10 protein-coding genes and 1 pseudogene are annotated in these 14,185 nt (G+C 68.8%); 6 read left to right on the top strand and 5 right to left on the bottom strand.

Translation table 11 applies throughout. The annotated features are described in order from the left end of the window. Positions 1-12: 12 nt before the first annotated feature. The 3 genes and pseudogenes from AC3DE2_RS08500 to gpmI form a co-directional block, all read right to left on the bottom strand. A pseudogene (locus tag AC3DE2_RS08500) lies at positions 13-1,329 on the bottom strand (S41 family peptidase); the annotation flags it as partial. Positions 1,330-1,424: 95 nt separating this feature from the next. Then, a complete protein-coding gene (locus AC3DE2_RS08505; protein WP_488425832.1) occupies positions 1,425-2,672 on the bottom strand; it encodes a murein hydrolase activator EnvC family protein in 1,248 nt (415 codons plus the stop codon). Next, the gene (gene gpmI, locus AC3DE2_RS08510; protein WP_488425833.1) at positions 2,669-4,219 is read right to left on the bottom strand and encodes a 2,3-bisphosphoglycerate-independent phosphoglycerate mutase; all 1,551 of its coding nucleotides are present in this window, start codon (positions 4,217-4,219) and stop codon (positions 2,669-2,671) included. The genes AC3DE2_RS08505 and gpmI overlap by 4 nt, the downstream gene beginning before the upstream one ends. Positions 4,220-4,387: 168 nt before the next feature. Between gpmI and AC3DE2_RS08515 the strand changes: the two genes are divergently transcribed. The 3 genes from AC3DE2_RS08515 to AC3DE2_RS08525 all read left to right on the top strand — a co-directional run bounded on the left by AC3DE2_RS08515 (position 4,388) and on the right by AC3DE2_RS08525 (position 7,336). After that, the gene (locus AC3DE2_RS08515) at positions 4,388-5,050 is read left to right on the top strand and encodes a DUF4097 family beta strand repeat-containing protein (RefSeq protein WP_488425834.1); all 663 of its coding nucleotides are present in this window, start codon (positions 4,388-4,390) and stop codon (positions 5,048-5,050) included. Between the two features lie 59 nt (positions 5,051-5,109). Further along, a complete protein-coding gene (locus tag AC3DE2_RS08520) occupies positions 5,110-6,816 on the top strand; it encodes a M28 family metallopeptidase (RefSeq protein ID WP_488425835.1) in 1,707 nt (568 codons plus the stop codon). 130 nt (positions 6,817-6,946) lie between these two features. Next, entirely contained in the window at positions 6,947-7,336 is a 390-nt protein-coding gene (locus AC3DE2_RS08525; RefSeq protein ID WP_295378876.1) for an MAPEG family protein, read from the top strand. Between the two features lie 65 nt (positions 7,337-7,401). On the opposite strand, the gene AC3DE2_RS08530 is transcribed toward AC3DE2_RS08525, so the two are convergent. Then, a complete protein-coding gene (locus AC3DE2_RS08530) occupies positions 7,402-8,124 on the bottom strand; it encodes a pseudouridine synthase (RefSeq protein ID WP_295378874.1) in 723 nt (240 codons plus the stop codon). A gap of 75 nt (positions 8,125-8,199) precedes the next feature. Here AC3DE2_RS08530 and AC3DE2_RS08535 point away from each other — a divergent pair, with 75 nt between their 5' ends. The 3 genes from AC3DE2_RS08535 to AC3DE2_RS08545 all read left to right on the top strand — a co-directional run bounded on the left by AC3DE2_RS08535 (position 8,200) and on the right by AC3DE2_RS08545 (position 13,150). Next, positions 8,200-10,974, top strand: coding sequence for a M16 family metallopeptidase (locus tag AC3DE2_RS08535; protein ID WP_488425836.1), 2,775 nt, complete (start codon positions 8,200-8,202; stop codon positions 10,972-10,974). Between the two features lie 134 nt (positions 10,975-11,108). Then, the gene (locus tag AC3DE2_RS08540; protein ID WP_488425837.1) at positions 11,109-11,774 is read left to right on the top strand and encodes a response regulator transcription factor; all 666 of its coding nucleotides are present in this window, start codon (positions 11,109-11,111) and stop codon (positions 11,772-11,774) included. A 2-nt stretch (positions 11,775-11,776) separates the two neighbouring features. After that, positions 11,777-13,150 carry an ATP-binding protein gene (locus tag AC3DE2_RS08545; RefSeq protein ID WP_488425838.1) on the top strand — a complete coding sequence of 458 codons (1,374 nt, stop codon included), beginning with the start codon at positions 11,777-11,779 and terminating at the stop codon, positions 13,148-13,150. A 6-nt stretch (positions 13,151-13,156) separates the two neighbouring features. On the opposite strand, the gene AC3DE2_RS08550 is transcribed toward AC3DE2_RS08545, so the two are convergent. Next, entirely contained in the window at positions 13,157-14,176 is a 1,020-nt protein-coding gene (locus AC3DE2_RS08550) for an MBL fold metallo-hydrolase (RefSeq protein WP_488425839.1), read from the bottom strand. Positions 14,177-14,185: the final 9 nt, after the last annotated feature.

A 14,185-nucleotide genomic window follows, 5' to 3' on the forward strand; every position in this document is an offset into this window, starting at 1 on the left:
GGCCGCTCCTCAGCGTCGACCGGCGGGCGCCTTGGCCGCCGTGGACGCCACCTGCTTCTTCAGTTCTGCCAGCGCCGCGGTGATCGGCTTCTCGCCGTCCAGCACCTCGCCGGCGGCATAGCCTTCCTGGCCCTCGTCGTCACCGCGCAGGTGACCGGGCAGGGTGGCCTCGCTGTAGTCGATGATTTCGGGCTGCTTGTCCACCGACTCCGGATGCAGTTCCACGTCCGGCACGATCCCGCGCGCCTGGATCGACTTGCCGCTGGGCGTGTAGTAGCGCGCGGTGGTCAGCTTCACCGAATCGCCGTTGTCCAGCGGCAGCACGGTTTGCACGGAGCCTTTGCCGAAGGTGCGGCTGCCGACGATGCGCGCACGCTGGTTGTCGCGCAGCGCGCCGGCCAGCACTTCCGAGGCGCTGGCCGAACCGGCGTCCACCAGCACCACGACCGGCGCGCCGTCCAGCAGATCGCCGGGCGTCGCGTCGAAGCGCGAATCGCTGACCACGATGCGGCCACGGGTGGAGACGATGTTGCCCTTGTCCAGCAGGTCGTCGGCGATCTGCACCGCCGCCAGCAACAGGCCGCCGGGATTGCTGCGCAGGTCCAGCACCAGTCCGCGCAGCGTGCCCTTCGCCTTCAGATCGGCGACGTGCTTCTGGAAATCGGCGGCGGTCTCGGTCTGGAACGCGCTGATGCGCACGTAGCCGTAGCCCGGTTCGAGCAGGCGGCTGCGCACGCTGGCGATGCGGATGGTGTCGCGCACCAGGCTGACATCGAACGGCTTGGCGGTGCCCTCGCGCGCGATGGTCAGGGTGACCTTGCTGCCGGGCTTGCCACGCAGCGGTTCCATGCCGTCGGTCTTCTCGATCGGCTTGCCGTCGATGGCCACGATCACGTCGCCGGCCTTGATCCCGGCCTTGGCCGCCGGCGTGTCGTCGATCGGAGAAACCACCAGCAGGGTGTTGTCGGGCTGCTGCAGCAGATCCACGCCGATGCCTTCATAGGCGCCGGAGGTCTGCTCGTCGTAGGCCTGCGCGTCTTCCTTGTCGAAGTAGATGCTGTGCGGATCCAGGTCGAGCAGCAGGCCGCGGATGGCCGACTGCATCAGCTTGCGATCCTCGACCGGTTCGACGTACGCCTCCTTGACCGCGTTGAACACGGCCACGTAGCGGCGGATTTCCTCCAGCGGCACCTTCGAGGGCGCGGTTTCCGCCGCCGAAGGGTCGTCGCTGGCGCCCACCTCCGGTTCCTTGGCGGTCTCTTGCGCGAGCGCGGGCGCGGGCGCGCCGGCGAGGGCGAGCAGCAGGGCCATGGGCAGGAATGAACGCATTGAAGCTCCGTGGGAAAAGCGGCGGATCATGGACTCCGCGCGGTCCACGGAGTTCGCCCGATTATGCGCGAACCGGCGGTGAATGGCGTTCCGGTTCAGCGTCGCTGCAGCCAGCTGCCCGGGTCGACCGGCTGGCCGTTGCGGCGCAGTTCGAAGTACAGCGCCGGGGTGCCCTGCCCGCCGGAAGTACCGACCTTGGCGACCGCGTCGCCGCGCCTGACCCGGTCCCCGGTGTCGCGCAGCAGGCTCTCGTTGTGCGCGTACAGGCTCATGTAGCCGTTGCCGTGGTCGACGATCAGGATCAGGCCATAGCCGGTCATCCATTCGGAGAACACCACCGTACCGTCGGCCACCGCGGTCACGGTGCTGCCGGCCGGCGCGCCGATCAGCACGCCCGAGCTCGTACGGCCATCCGGCATCCGTCCGCCGTAGCGGGCCAGCAGATTGCCCGACAGCGGCCAGCCCAGGCCGCCGACTTTCAGCGCCGGGGCATTGGCGACCTCCGGGCGTGGACGCGCAGGGGTTTCCGTGCGGGTGCCACCCGGACGGGCCTGCGCGCGGGCGCGTTCCTCGGCGGCCTTGCGCGCGGCGGCCTTGCGTTCGGCTTCGGCACGCGCCGCCGCCGCACGCAGGTTCGCGAGCAGGCGCTCCAGCGAGCGCACGTCCTGGCCGAGCGCCTTTTCCCGGACCGATCGGTCCTGGTAGCGCTGATCGAGCTCGGCCACCAGCTTCGCACTGCTCTGCCGATCCCGCTGCAACTGGTTCACCTGGCCGCGCAGGCGCTGGCGATCGGCATCCAGTTGCGCGCGCCGCGCGGTGATGTCCTGCTCGACCTGCGCCAACGCCTGCAGCTCGCTGGTGAGGCCGGCGATGCGGTTGGCGCGATCCCGTTGCAGGTAGCGGTGGTAGGCCAGGGTCCGGCTGGCATCGGTGGCCCGGTCCTGCGACAGCAGCACCTTCAACGGCGCGTCGCCGCCGGTCATGTAGGCCGAGCGCACCAATGAGGCCAGTTGTTCGCGCTGTCCGCCCAGATGTTCCAGCATCTGCTCGCGCCGCTGCTGTAGTTCGGCGAGCGCGGCCTCTTCGCGCCGCAGCGAGGATTCGGTCTCCGACAGCGTGCGGCTGCTGCGGCCGACCTGTTCGTCGGCCTCGCGCAGCTTGCGCGAGGCGTCGCCGCGCTCGCCCTCCAGCTTGCGCCGTTCCTGGGCAATTGATTTCAGCTCGCCGCGCGCCTTCTCCAGCCGCTTCTGCGCATCACGCTGGCTCTGCGCCAGGGCGCCACCGCTGATCACGGCCAGCGCGATCAGCAGGGCGGTGCCGGCCCGGAGCAGGCGCGGGATCATTGCGCGGCGAGCAGCGACTGGCCGGACATCTCGTCCGGGCTGGGCAGGCCCAGCAGGTCGAGCAGGGTCGGCGCGACGTCGCGCAGGGCACCGCCGGCACGCAGCTTCGCCGCCCGCTCGCCCACGTAGACCAGCGGCACCGGCCCGACCGTATGGGCGGTGTGCGGCTGTCCGGTTTCCGGATCCCGCATCATCTCCAGATTGCCGTGGTCGGCGGTGATGATCAGCGCGCCATGCGCGGCGCGCACCGCGGCCTCCACCGCGCCGATCGCCTGGTCGACCGCCTGCGCAGCCAGGATCGCCGCCTGCAGATCGCCGCTGTGACCGACCATGTCGGGATTGGCGATGTTGCAGATGATCACGTCGAAACGGCCGGAGCCGATCGCGTCCACCAGCTTGGCGGTCAGCTCGGGGCAGCTCATTTCCGGCTGCAGATCGTAGGTCGCTACCTTGGGGCTGGGCACCAGGATGCGCTCTTCGCCGGCGAAAGGATCTTCGCGGCCGCCGCTGAAGAAGAAGGTCACGTGCGCATACTTCTCGGTCTCGGCGATGCGCAGCTGGGTCAGGCCCTGCCCGGCCAGCAGCTCGCCCAGCGTATGCCGCAGATCGTCCGGCGGGAATGCGACGGGCGCCGGCAGTTTCGCGTCGTACTCGGTCAGGCAGACGAATCGCGACAGCTGCGGGCGGCGGGCCTGGAAGCCATCGAAATCCGGCGACACGAACGCCGCGGTCAGCTGGCGCGCGCGATCGGCGCGGAAATTCATGAACACCACCGCATCGCCATCGGCCATCGGCGGGGCGCCTTCGATCACCGTCGGCAGCACGAACTCATCGTTCTCTCCCCGCGCATACGCGGCCTGCAATGCGGCCACGCCGTCCACCGCGTGATGGTCGCTGCTGGCATCGACGATCGCGTCCCACGCCTTGCGCACGCGATCCCAGCGCTTGTCGCGGTCCATCGCGTAGTAGCGGCCGCTGACCGTGGCCAGCCGGGCATTGCCCAGGCGCGCGCACCGGTCCTGCAACGCGCGCAGGCTCGGTTCGGCCGATTGCGGCGGGGTGTCGCGCCCATCCAGGAAGGCATGCACGGCGACCCTCGGCACCCCCTGGCGGTGGGCGAGCTCGAGCATGGCGAAGATGTGGTTCTCGTGGCTGTGCACGCCGCCGGGCGAGAGCAGGCCGAACACATGCAGGACGTGCCCGCCCGCCTTGGCGGCTTCGCAGGCCGCGACCAGTTCGGCGGTCCCGAAGAAGCTGCCGTCCTCGATGGCCGCGTCGATGCGGGTCAGATCCTGGTAGACGATCCGGCCGGCGCCCAGGTTCATGTGGCCGACCTCGGAATTGCCCATCTGCCCATCGGGCAGGCCCACGTGGCGTCCCTCGGTATGGATCAAGGTATGCGGTGCGGTCGCCAGCAGGTGCCGCCAGTTCGGCAGTTCCGCCTGCGCCAGCGCATTGTCGGTGGGGTCTTCACGATGGCCCCAGCCATCCAGGATCAGCAGGACGACGGGCTTGGGACGCGAGGCGGCGGACGTTGATGGGGACACGGCGGGGGTTCCGGTGACTTCAGGCAGGTGAAGATTGTAGCGAAGCGTGCTGCGATGGCGGCGTTACCCTGAACGCGGCCGGCCCCCATCGATGCCCGTCCCGGGATTTAAACCTTGGCGGCCGCGCCGGCATCCAACCCCGTAACTTTCCACGAACAGGACTTCACCATGACCCGCACTTCCTCTGCCCTGCTGCTGACCCTGGCACTGGCGGCCGCCCCCGCCTTCGCCGATGACGATGTTTCCAAGGTCAACGGATCGATCACGGCCCAGGCGGGCCGCGCCCACGGCGATCTGAGCACCGTCAACGGCTCCATCACCATCGATGACAACGCCACCACCGGCTCGGCCGAAGTGGTCAACGGTTCGATCCAGGTCGGCAATGGCGCCCGCACGGGTGGCCTGGAAACGGTCAACGGCGCGATCAAGGGCGGGAGCAGGGTGCAGGTCGATGGCGAAGTGGAAACCGTCAACGGCTCGATCTTCCTGGATCGCGGCGGCAAGGTCCGTGACGGCATCGCCACCGTCAACGGCGGCATCGGCCTGGTCGGCACCGAAGTGGGCGGCGGCATCGAGACGGTCAACGGCGACGTCACCGTGGGCGTGGACTCGCATGTGCGAGGCGGCCTGAAGGTCGAGAAGCCCAAGGGCAACTTCAACATCTCGCGCAAGCGGCCGCCGCGCATCGTGATCGGCCCGAACGCCGTGGTCGACGGTCCGCTGGTGTTCGAGCGCGAAGTGGTCCTGTACGTCCATCGCACCGCCAAGACCGGCCCGATCACCGGCGCCACCGCCAAGTCGTTCGACACCCCGACCGCGCCGGCCGACTGAGCGGGGCATCGCCCGGGGCGATCGCATACACTCGGGATTCCCCGGTTCGAGGAATCCCGATGTTCCGCAAGCTCCCTCTGGCGGCGGCCGTGCTGGCCGCCACCACCCTGCTCGCCGCATGCAACAAGCCGGAGGCCGAAGCGCCGGCCGCCACCGCTCCCGCCGTCCCGGCGGCTGCGGATCACGCATTCGCCCCGGCCATCAACGAGGCCGACTTCGCCCAGCTGGTGAAGACCTTGTCCTCCGACGAGTTCGAGGGCCGCGGTCCCGGGTCCACCGGCGAGGAGAAGACCGTCGCCTACCTGGAAGCGCAGATGAAGCGCATCGGCCTGCAGCCGGGCAACAACGGCAGCTTCTTCCAGGACGTGCCGATGGTGGAGACCACCGCCGACGAAGGCACGGTGCTGAAGCTCACCAGCAACGGCAAGTCGCGCGAGCTCAAGTTCGGCGTGGACTTCGTGGCCGGTACCCGCACCGGCGAGAAGGAAGTGAAGGTCGACGCCAGCGAGATGGTGTTCGTCGGCTACGGCGTGGACGCGCCGGAACAGCAGTGGAACGACTACGCCGGCCAGGACTGGAAGGGCAAGACGGTGGTCATGTTCGTCAACGACCCGGGCTTCCACGTCGGCGACGAGAAGCTGTTCGAAGGCAAGCGCATGACCTATTACGGGCGCTGGACCTACAAGTTCGAGGAAGCCGCGCGCAAGGGCGCCGCCGCCGCGTTCATCGTCCACGACACGCCCGGCGCCAGCTACGGCTGGGACGTGGTGAAGAATTCCTGGTCCGGCGCGCAGTACGACCTGCCGGCCAAGGATGATCCGGAACGCCGCATCCCGGTGCAGGGCTGGCTGACCGCCGACGCGGCCCGGCAGTTGTTCGCCGACGCCGGCCTGGATCTGGACGCGTCCTACAAGGCCGCCAACCAGCGCGGCTTCAAGCCGGTGACGCTGAAGACCCAGGCCGCCATCGATCTGAAGAGCACCATCAGCGAGAAGAACTCGCGCAACGTGGTCGGCGTGCTGCCCGGCACCGATCGCAAGGACGAAGCCGTGCTGTACATGGCGCACTGGGATCACCTCGGCAAGCACGAGGGCGAGACCGGCGACAACATCTACAACGGCGCCATCGACAACGCCACCGGCGTGGCCGGCATCCTGGAAATCGCCGATGCCTTCGCCCACCAGGATCCCAAGCCGAAGCGCTCGCTGGTGTTCCTGGCGGTGACCCTGGAGGAATCCGGCCTGCTCGGCTCCAAGTACTACGTCGCCCATCCGACCTTCCCGCTGGCCAGGATCGCGGCGGTGATCAACATCGATGCGATGTCCGTCGCCGGCAAGGCCAAGGACATCACCGTGGTCGGCTTCGGCAGCTCAGAGCTGGAAGACGTGCTCAAGCCCATCGCCACCGCGCAGGGCCGCACCCTGCACGGCGAGACCTCGGTGCAGAGCGGTTTCTACTTCCGCTCGGATCACTTCAACTTCGCCAAGGCCGGCGTGCCGGCGCTGTACGCCGATGGCGGCGAAGACCTGGTCGACGGCGGCCCCGAGGCCGGCAAGAAGGCGGCCGAGGACTATGCGAAGCACTACCACTCGCCGAGCGACCAGTACTATCCGGAAACCTGGAAGCTGGATGGCACGGTGCAGGATCTGGAAGCGCTGTACGGCGTCGGCAAGGAGATCGCCGGCGGCGACAAGTGGCCGAACTGGTATCCGGGCAATCCGTTCAAGGCGGCCCGCGACAAGATGATGCAGCCGGCGGCGAAGTAAGCCACGGCGGCATGACGGCAACGGCGCCTGCGGGCGCCGTTGCTGTTTCCGGCACGCGGTCCGGGACCGCGCCAGCCTGTCTGTGGCCGGAGGCTTCCGCTAGGCTATGCGGCAATCCAAGGAGGAATCCATGTCCATCGCCTACTGGTGCATCCTGATCACCGCCGTCCTGCCCTATCTCTGGGTGACCATCGCCAAGCGTTCGGGCGAGCGCTACAACAACCGCGCGCCGCGGGAATGGCAGGCCAGGCAGGACAATCCGCGCTCGCATCGCGCCCACGCCGCGCACCTCAACGGCTTCGAATCGTTCCCGGCATTCGTCGCCGGCGTGCTGATGGCGCAACTGGCTGGCGTCGATCCCGCCACCATCAACCTGCTGGCAATCGTCTTCACCGCCGCGCGCGTGCTGCACGGCGTGCTCTACATCGCCAACCAGGCGGCGCTGCGAAGCCTGGTGTGGGCGATCGGATTCGCCAGTGCGCTGGCATTGATCGTGATGGCGGCCTTGAAGGTCGCCTGACGAGGGGGCGCAGCGGCTCCGCGCGATCGTGGGTGGAGCCTGACATGCCCGGCTGGCGGGACTCCTCAGCGCAGCGTCTCGTCCCAGCCGAACAGTGCGAACGCACGGCGGAATTCGGCATCCAGCGGCGCGACGACGTCGATCCGCGCGCCGCTGACCGGGTGCAGGAACGACAGCCGCACCGCGTGCAGCAACATGCGGTGCACGCCCTGCATGCGGAAGTTGCGGTTGTGGCGGCCATCACCGTGGCTGCTGTCGCCCACCAAGTGGTGCGACAGATGCTTCAGGTGACGACGGATCTGGCGAAAGCGCCCGGTTTCCGGCCGGCAGCGCAGCAAGGCGTAGCGTGAACTGTCGAATCCCGCCGAGGGAATCGGCAACTCGCCGGTCGCCAATCGGGTGAAGCGGGTCAGCGCCGGGCGCTTCTCCGGCTTGCCCGGCCCGCCATCGAGCGCGTAGTCGAGATCGATGCGCGGCTCCGGCCAGCCGCGGCAGATCGCCAGGTAGTCCTTTTCCACTTCGCGCGACATGAAGGTCTGCCCCAGCGCCGAGGCGATGTCGCGATCGAAGGCCACCAGCAGGCAACCGCTGGTGCCCCGATCCAGCCGGTGGATCAGGAAGATCGGCTTGCCGAAACGCGCGCGCAGGCGGTCGGCCAGGAATTCGGTCTCGCCACGCGCCAGCTTGCTGTCGTGGACCATCAATCCGGCCGGCTTGTCGATGATCGCCAACCCCGCGTCCTGGTACAGCACGCCACCGATGTCGGGGTCGCTTCCGCTGTCACTCATTTGACATCGCTCATGTAACGCCTGTCTCCGTCAAATCTGCGAAACTCGGGACTGCTGTTTTTCCAGGAGTCCCGCATGCAACCACGCCGCCTCATTCTCGCACTTGGCCTGGGCCTGACGCTAAGCCTCGGCGCCGCGCCTTCGGCCTTCGCCGACGCCAGCCTGCCCCGTGGCGTGGTGGCCGGTCCCAGTGTCGAGGGCATCAGCGAGTACCGGCTGGGCAATGGCCTGCGGGTGCTGCTGTTCCCCGACGCGAGCAAGCCGACGGTGACGGTGAACCTGGTGTACGGCGTCGGTTCGGTGCACGAGAACTACGGCGAGACCGGCATGGCCCACCTGCTGGAGCACCTGCTGTTCAAGGGCACGCCGACCCATGCCGACATCAGCGGCGAAATGAAGAAGCGCGGCATCCAGTTCAACGCGACGACCGGGCTGGATCGCACCAACTACTTCGCATCCTTTCCCGCCGATGACGCCACCCTGGACTGGGTGCTGGCGCTGGAAGCCGATCGCATGGTCCATTCCAACGTCGCCCGCAAGGATCTGGACAGCGAGATGACCGTGGTCCGCAACGAGCTGGAGGCCGGCGAGAACAATCCCGGCGGCGTGCTGTTCCAGCGCATCCGCTCGACCGCCTTCCTCTGGCACAACTACGGCAACAGTACGATCGGCGCGCGTTCGGACGTGGAAGGCGTGCCGATCGAACGGCTGCAGGGTTTCTACCGGACCTGGTACCAGCCCGACAACGCCACCCTGATCATCGCCGGCCGCATCGATCCAACCGCCGTGCTGGCGCGCGTGGCGGCACGCTTCGGTGCGCTGAAGAAACCGGCCCGCGTCCTGCCCGCGTTGCATACCGCCGAGCCCGCGCAGGATGGCGAGCGCCAGGTCGATGTGCGCCGGGTCGGCGACGTGCGCATCGTCGCCGCCGCCTATCACATACCCGCCGCCGGCCACCCGGACAGCGCCGCGCTGAGCGTGCTGGGGAACGTGCTGGGCCATACGCCCGGTGGCCGCCTGCACAAGACGCTGGTGCAGCCGCGCACCGCCGCCGGCACCGGCGCGGGCAGCGAGTCGCTGCGTGATCCCGGCCTGTTCACCGCGCTGGCGGTGTTGCCGAAGGACGGCGATGCGGCCAAGGCCGAACAGGAACTGCTGGCCCAGGTCGAGGACGTGGCGCGCAAGCCCGTGACCGACGCGGAGGTCGAGGAGGCCAAGCAGCGCATCGCCAATGCGTACGAACTCTATTTCACCGACGTCAACGCGGTGGGCATGGGATTGTCCGAATTCCTTGCCGCCGGCGACTGGCGCCTGCTGTTCATCACCCGTGACGCCATCGCCAAGGTCACCGCCGCCGACGTCAATCGCGTGGCAGGCGAATACCTGAAGCCGAGCAACCGCACCCTGGGCCGTTTCATTCCCACCGATCCGCCGGATCGCGTCACCATCACGCCACGCCCCGACGTGGCGAAACTGGTGGATGGCTATGTCGGTCGCGCGGCGGTCTCGACCGGTGAACAATTCGATCCCACCCCGCAGAACCTGGAAGCGCGCACCCAGCGCTTCACCCTGGGCAATGGCCTGCGGGTTGCGCTGCTGCCGCGCAAGACCCGCGGCGAAACCGTGGTGGTGGATGCCAATTTCCGTTTCGGCGACGTCGCCTCGCTGACCGGCCGGCAGGATGCTTCCGGCCTGGCCGGCGCCATGCTCATGCGCGGCAGCACCACGCTGAGCCGGGAACAGATCGATCAGCGCTTCGAGGCGCTGAAAACCCAGGCCAGTGTCAGCGGCGGCCTGCAGGGCGCGGGGATTTCGCTGCTGAGCCGGCGCGCTCAGCTGGCCGACGCGCTGGCGCTGGCGGCCGACATTCTGCGCCATCCGGCCTTCCCGGAAAGCGAGTTCGAGCAGCTGCGGCTGCAGGCGCTCACCGGCATGGAAGCCTCGCGCAAGGAACCCGGCGCGGTCGCGGGCCAGGCGCTGGCGCATCATTTCGATCCCTGGCCGAAGGGCCACCCGCTGCACATCGATACCCTCGACGAGGCGATCGCCGCGGTGAAGGCGCTCAAGCGCGAGGACCTGGCCGCGTTCCATCGCGATTTCTACGGCAGCGCCGACGGCGAGATCGCGGTGGTCGGCGACTTCGACCCGGCGGCGGTGCGCGCGCAGCTGGAATCCCTGTTCGCCGGCTGGACCTCGCGGCATCCCTACGCGCCCATCCACACCCGCTACACGGCGGTGCCGCCCCTCCAGCAGCGCCTGTCCACGCCGGACAAGCCCAACGCGGTGCTGCTGGCGCGCAGCAACCTGTCGCTCAAGGTCGCCGATCCGGACTATCCGGCCATCCTGCTCGCCAACCGCATCTTCGGCGGCGGCGCGCTGAAGTCGCGACTGGGCGATCGCATCCGCCAGAAGGAAGGCCTGAGCTATGGCGTCTCCAGCGCGGTGCGCGCCGACGACAGCCGCGAGGGCACCGACGACAACGGCAGCTTCAACATCCAGGCCATCGCCGCGCCGGAAAACATGGCCAAGGTCGAGGCCGCGGTCCGCGAGGAACTGGCGCGCCTGATCAAGGACGGCATCACCGAGGAGGAACTGCGCGACGCGGTCTCCGGCACGCTGACCGAGCGCCGGCAAGGGCGCGCCGAGGATGGCGCCGTCGCCGGCATGCTGACCGACCAGGCCTACTACGGCCGGACCATGCAGTTCACCGCCGACCTGGATGCCGCCTACGGCGCGCTGACCCGGGAGCAGGTCAACGCCGCCATCCGCAAGCACTTCAAGCCGGAGACGCTGAGCGTGTACGTGGCCGGCGACTTCTCCAAGGTGGCCGGGGCGCCGTCGGCGCAATGAGCCCGGCGCCGGGCGGGAGGGACGCCATTCCTTCCCGCCCGCTCCACCAGCGCGCCAGGTCACGCCGGAGCGGATTAAGACGGCTTTAAAGCGGGCCGTTTACCATCGTCTCCCCTGAATCCCGGACCGTTGCCGTGACCCCGATCCTGCTGGTGGAAGACGATCGCATGCTCGGTGACGCCGTGGCGGCGGCTTTGCGCCAGGACGGCTGGGAGGTGGCGCGCGCCGAGGACGCCGGCGCAGCCAAGACCGCCTTGATCGATCACGCCTTCGCCGCGGTCCTGCTGGACCTCGGATTGCCGCGCGGCTCGGGCCTGGACGTCCTGCACGCGCTGCGCCAGCGCTACGACACCACCCCGGTGCTGATCGTCACGGCCCGTGACCAACTCAGCGACCGCGTGCGCGGCCTGGACGCCGGCGCCGACGACTACATCGTCAAGCCGTTCCAGACCGACGAACTGTGCGCGCGCCTGCGTGCGGTGGTCCGCCGCAGCCTGGGCCGGGTGGCGCCGGTGCTGTCCCACCGCGACGTGGTACTGGATCCAGCCGGACGCCAGGTCACCCGGGGCGGCCAGGCGGTGAAGCTGGGCGTGCACGAGTACCGCACCCTGCTGGCGCTGATGGAACGCCAGGGCCGGGTGGTCGCGCGCGACGCGCTGGAGTCGCTGGTCTATGGCGGCGACGGCACCATCGAGAGCAACACCATTGCCGTCTACATCCACCAACTGCGGCGCAAGCTCGGCGAGGACTTCATCACCACCGTGCATGGCTTCGGCTATCGCATCGGCGAGGTGGAATGAACATGCGGCGCCATCATTCGCTCAAGGGCAAGCTGCTGGCCACCCTGATGGGGGTGAGCCTGATCGGCTGGCTGATCTGGCTGGGCTGCCAGTACGTGCAGGTCTCGCGGCAGCAGAACGGGCATTGGGATCAGTCGCTGCGCGAGGTCGGCCAGCAGATCCTGATGTCGATGCCGAGCGACGTGGACACGGTCGGCGGCCGTTCGCGCCTGCAACTGCCGGCGGATCTGCCCGCCCAGCCCAATTACAAGTTCGACAAGATCCGCTTCCAGGTCTGGAGCCTGCAACGCCGCGAGAGCATCGTCTCGTCGAACGGCGCGCCGAAGACGCCGTTGCAGCCCAGCTTCCGGACCGGCCTGGCCAACACCCGCACCGCCGGCGACGACTGGCGTGTCTACGCCGTCACCGATGCCAGCGGGCGGGTGCAGGTGCAGGTCGGCATGTCGCGCAAGCAGCTGCGCGCCGAACTGGCGTGGTGGGTGAAGATCACCCTGCTGTCGGCGGTGGCGTTGATGGTGGGCCTGGCCCTGGCGATCTGGACCGCCATCCGCTGGAGCCTGCGGCCGGTGAATCGCCTGCGTGATCAGATGTCGCAGCGCGACGCGCTGGACCTGGCGCCGCTGCCCACCGCCGGCATTCCACGTGAAATCCTGCCCCTGATGGATTCCTTCAACGGCCTGCTGGCGCGACTGGCCGAGGCCATGCAGGGCGAGCGCCAGTTCCTGGCCGACGCGGCGCATGAACTGCGCACGCCCCTGGCCGCGCTGCAGACCCAGACCCAGGTGGCCCTGCGCGCCGGCAGCGAAGCCGATGCGCGGCAGGCGCTGGGCCAACTCGCGCACGGCATCGAACGCACCTCCCGGCTGGCGCAACAGCTGCTCGATTCGGCGCGCATCGACGCCTCGCAACGGCGCCACGAGCACGCGACGGTCGAACTGGCCGACGTGGTCACGATGGTGGTGCGCGAATTCGAGGTCATGGCTTCGCGTCGGCAGCAGACCATCGTCCTCAACACCGCGGTCGTGCCGGTGTCCGGCGATCTGGATGACCTCGGCGTGCTGGTGCGCAACCTGATCGACAACGCCATCCGCTACAGCGGCGAAGGCGGCCGGGTCGTGGTCGCCTGCGGCCGCGACCCGGACGACACCGGCGCGGTGCTGACCGTGACCGACAATGGTCCCGGCGTGCCGCGGGAAGAGCGCGAGCAGATCTTCGACCGCTTCTTCCGCGGCAGCAACGGCAATGGCGAGCGCGGCAGCGGCATCGGCCTGTCGCTGGTCCGGCGCATCGCCCAGGCCTACGGCGCGGAAGTCACCGTGGACGACGGCCTGGATGGACGCGGCCTGTCGATCCGGGTGCGCTTCCCGGATCGCTGATCATCTTCAGCGCGGCAACCGCCACCACGGCGTGAACGGCTGTGGCGCGGCAATCGACACCGGCTGGCCGATCATCGGCGTGCTCATCGCCACGCCGCGCGCGGCGGCGATGCCGCTGACTGCTTCCATCGGCGCGTTCCAGTCGTGGAAGGCGAGATCGAAGGTGCCGTTGTGGATCGGCATCATCCAGCGGCCGCGCAGGTCCAGGTGCGCCTGCACGCTCTGCTCCGGCAGCATGTGCACGCCTTCCCAGAGCGGGTCGTAGGCGCCGCATTCGAGCAGGGTCAGATCGAAGGGCCCGAACCGATCGCCGATCTCGCGGAAGCCGGCGAAATAGCCGGTGTCGCCGCTGAAGAAGATCCGCTGCCGCGGCGTCTCGATGACCCACGACGCCCACAGGGTGGGATTCTTCTGGAAGGGCGCGCGGCCGGAGAAATGCTGCGCGGGAGTGGCGGTGAGGTGCAGGCCGCCGGCCCGCACCGACTGCCACCAGTCGAGCTGGGTAATCTTTTCCTTCGGCACGCCCCAGCGCGCCAGCAGATCGCCCACGCCCAGCGGAGTGATGAAGCGCTCGACGCGATCGGCCAGCGCGCGGATGGTGGCCTTGTCGAGGTGATCGTAGTGATCGTGCGACAGGATCACACCGGCGATCGGCGGCAGATCGGCCAGCGCGATGGCCGGCGCGTGGAAGCGTTTGGGTCCCGCCCACTGCACCGGCGAAGCGCGCTCGGAGAACACCGGGTCGGTGAGCCAGTAGCCGCCTTCGAGCTTCAGCAGGAGGGTCGAGTGGCCGATGCGGTAGAGCGTGCCGTCGGCGGCCGCATCCAGTTCGGCGCGGGTGATGCGACGGATAGGCGGCGCGTCCGGCGGCACGGTGCGATCGGATTTCCCGAACATGAAACGCCACCACAAACCGGGCATTTCGCGGGTGGCGGGCTGGCGCGGCTCGACCGGATTGCGGAAGGCGCTTTCGCGGTACTGCGGTGACTGCGGATAGGGGACGGTGCTGCAGGCGGACAAGGACATGTAGAGCGT

This window comes from Pseudoxanthomonas sp. 68-E7 (assembly GCF_057773145.1).

Bases quoted from the DNA above. Each gene is read 5' to 3' on its own strand.
- AC3DE2_RS08545 (WP_488425838.1), top strand. From the start codon at position 11,777: ATGCGGCGCCATCATTCGCTCAAGGGCAAGCTGCTGGCCACCCTGATG.
- AC3DE2_RS08515 (WP_488425834.1), top strand. From the start codon at position 4,388: ATGACCCGCACTTCCTCTGCCCTGCTGCTGACCCTGGCACTGGCGGCC.
- AC3DE2_RS08505 (WP_488425832.1), bottom strand. From the start codon at position 2,672: ATGATCCCGCGCCTGCTCCGGGCCGGCACCGCCCTGCTGATCGCGCTG.
- AC3DE2_RS08530 (WP_295378874.1), bottom strand. From the start codon at position 8,124: ATGAGTGACAGCGGAAGCGACCCCGACATCGGTGGCGTGCTGTACCAG.
- AC3DE2_RS08520 (WP_488425835.1), top strand. From the start codon at position 5,110: ATGTTCCGCAAGCTCCCTCTGGCGGCGGCCGTGCTGGCCGCCACCACC.
- AC3DE2_RS08525 (WP_295378876.1), top strand. From the start codon at position 6,947: ATGTCCATCGCCTACTGGTGCATCCTGATCACCGCCGTCCTGCCCTAT.
- AC3DE2_RS08535 (WP_488425836.1), top strand. From the start codon at position 8,200: ATGCAACCACGCCGCCTCATTCTCGCACTTGGCCTGGGCCTGACGCTA.
- AC3DE2_RS08550 (WP_488425839.1), bottom strand. From the start codon at position 14,176: ATGTCCTTGTCCGCCTGCAGCACCGTCCCCTATCCGCAGTCACCGCAG.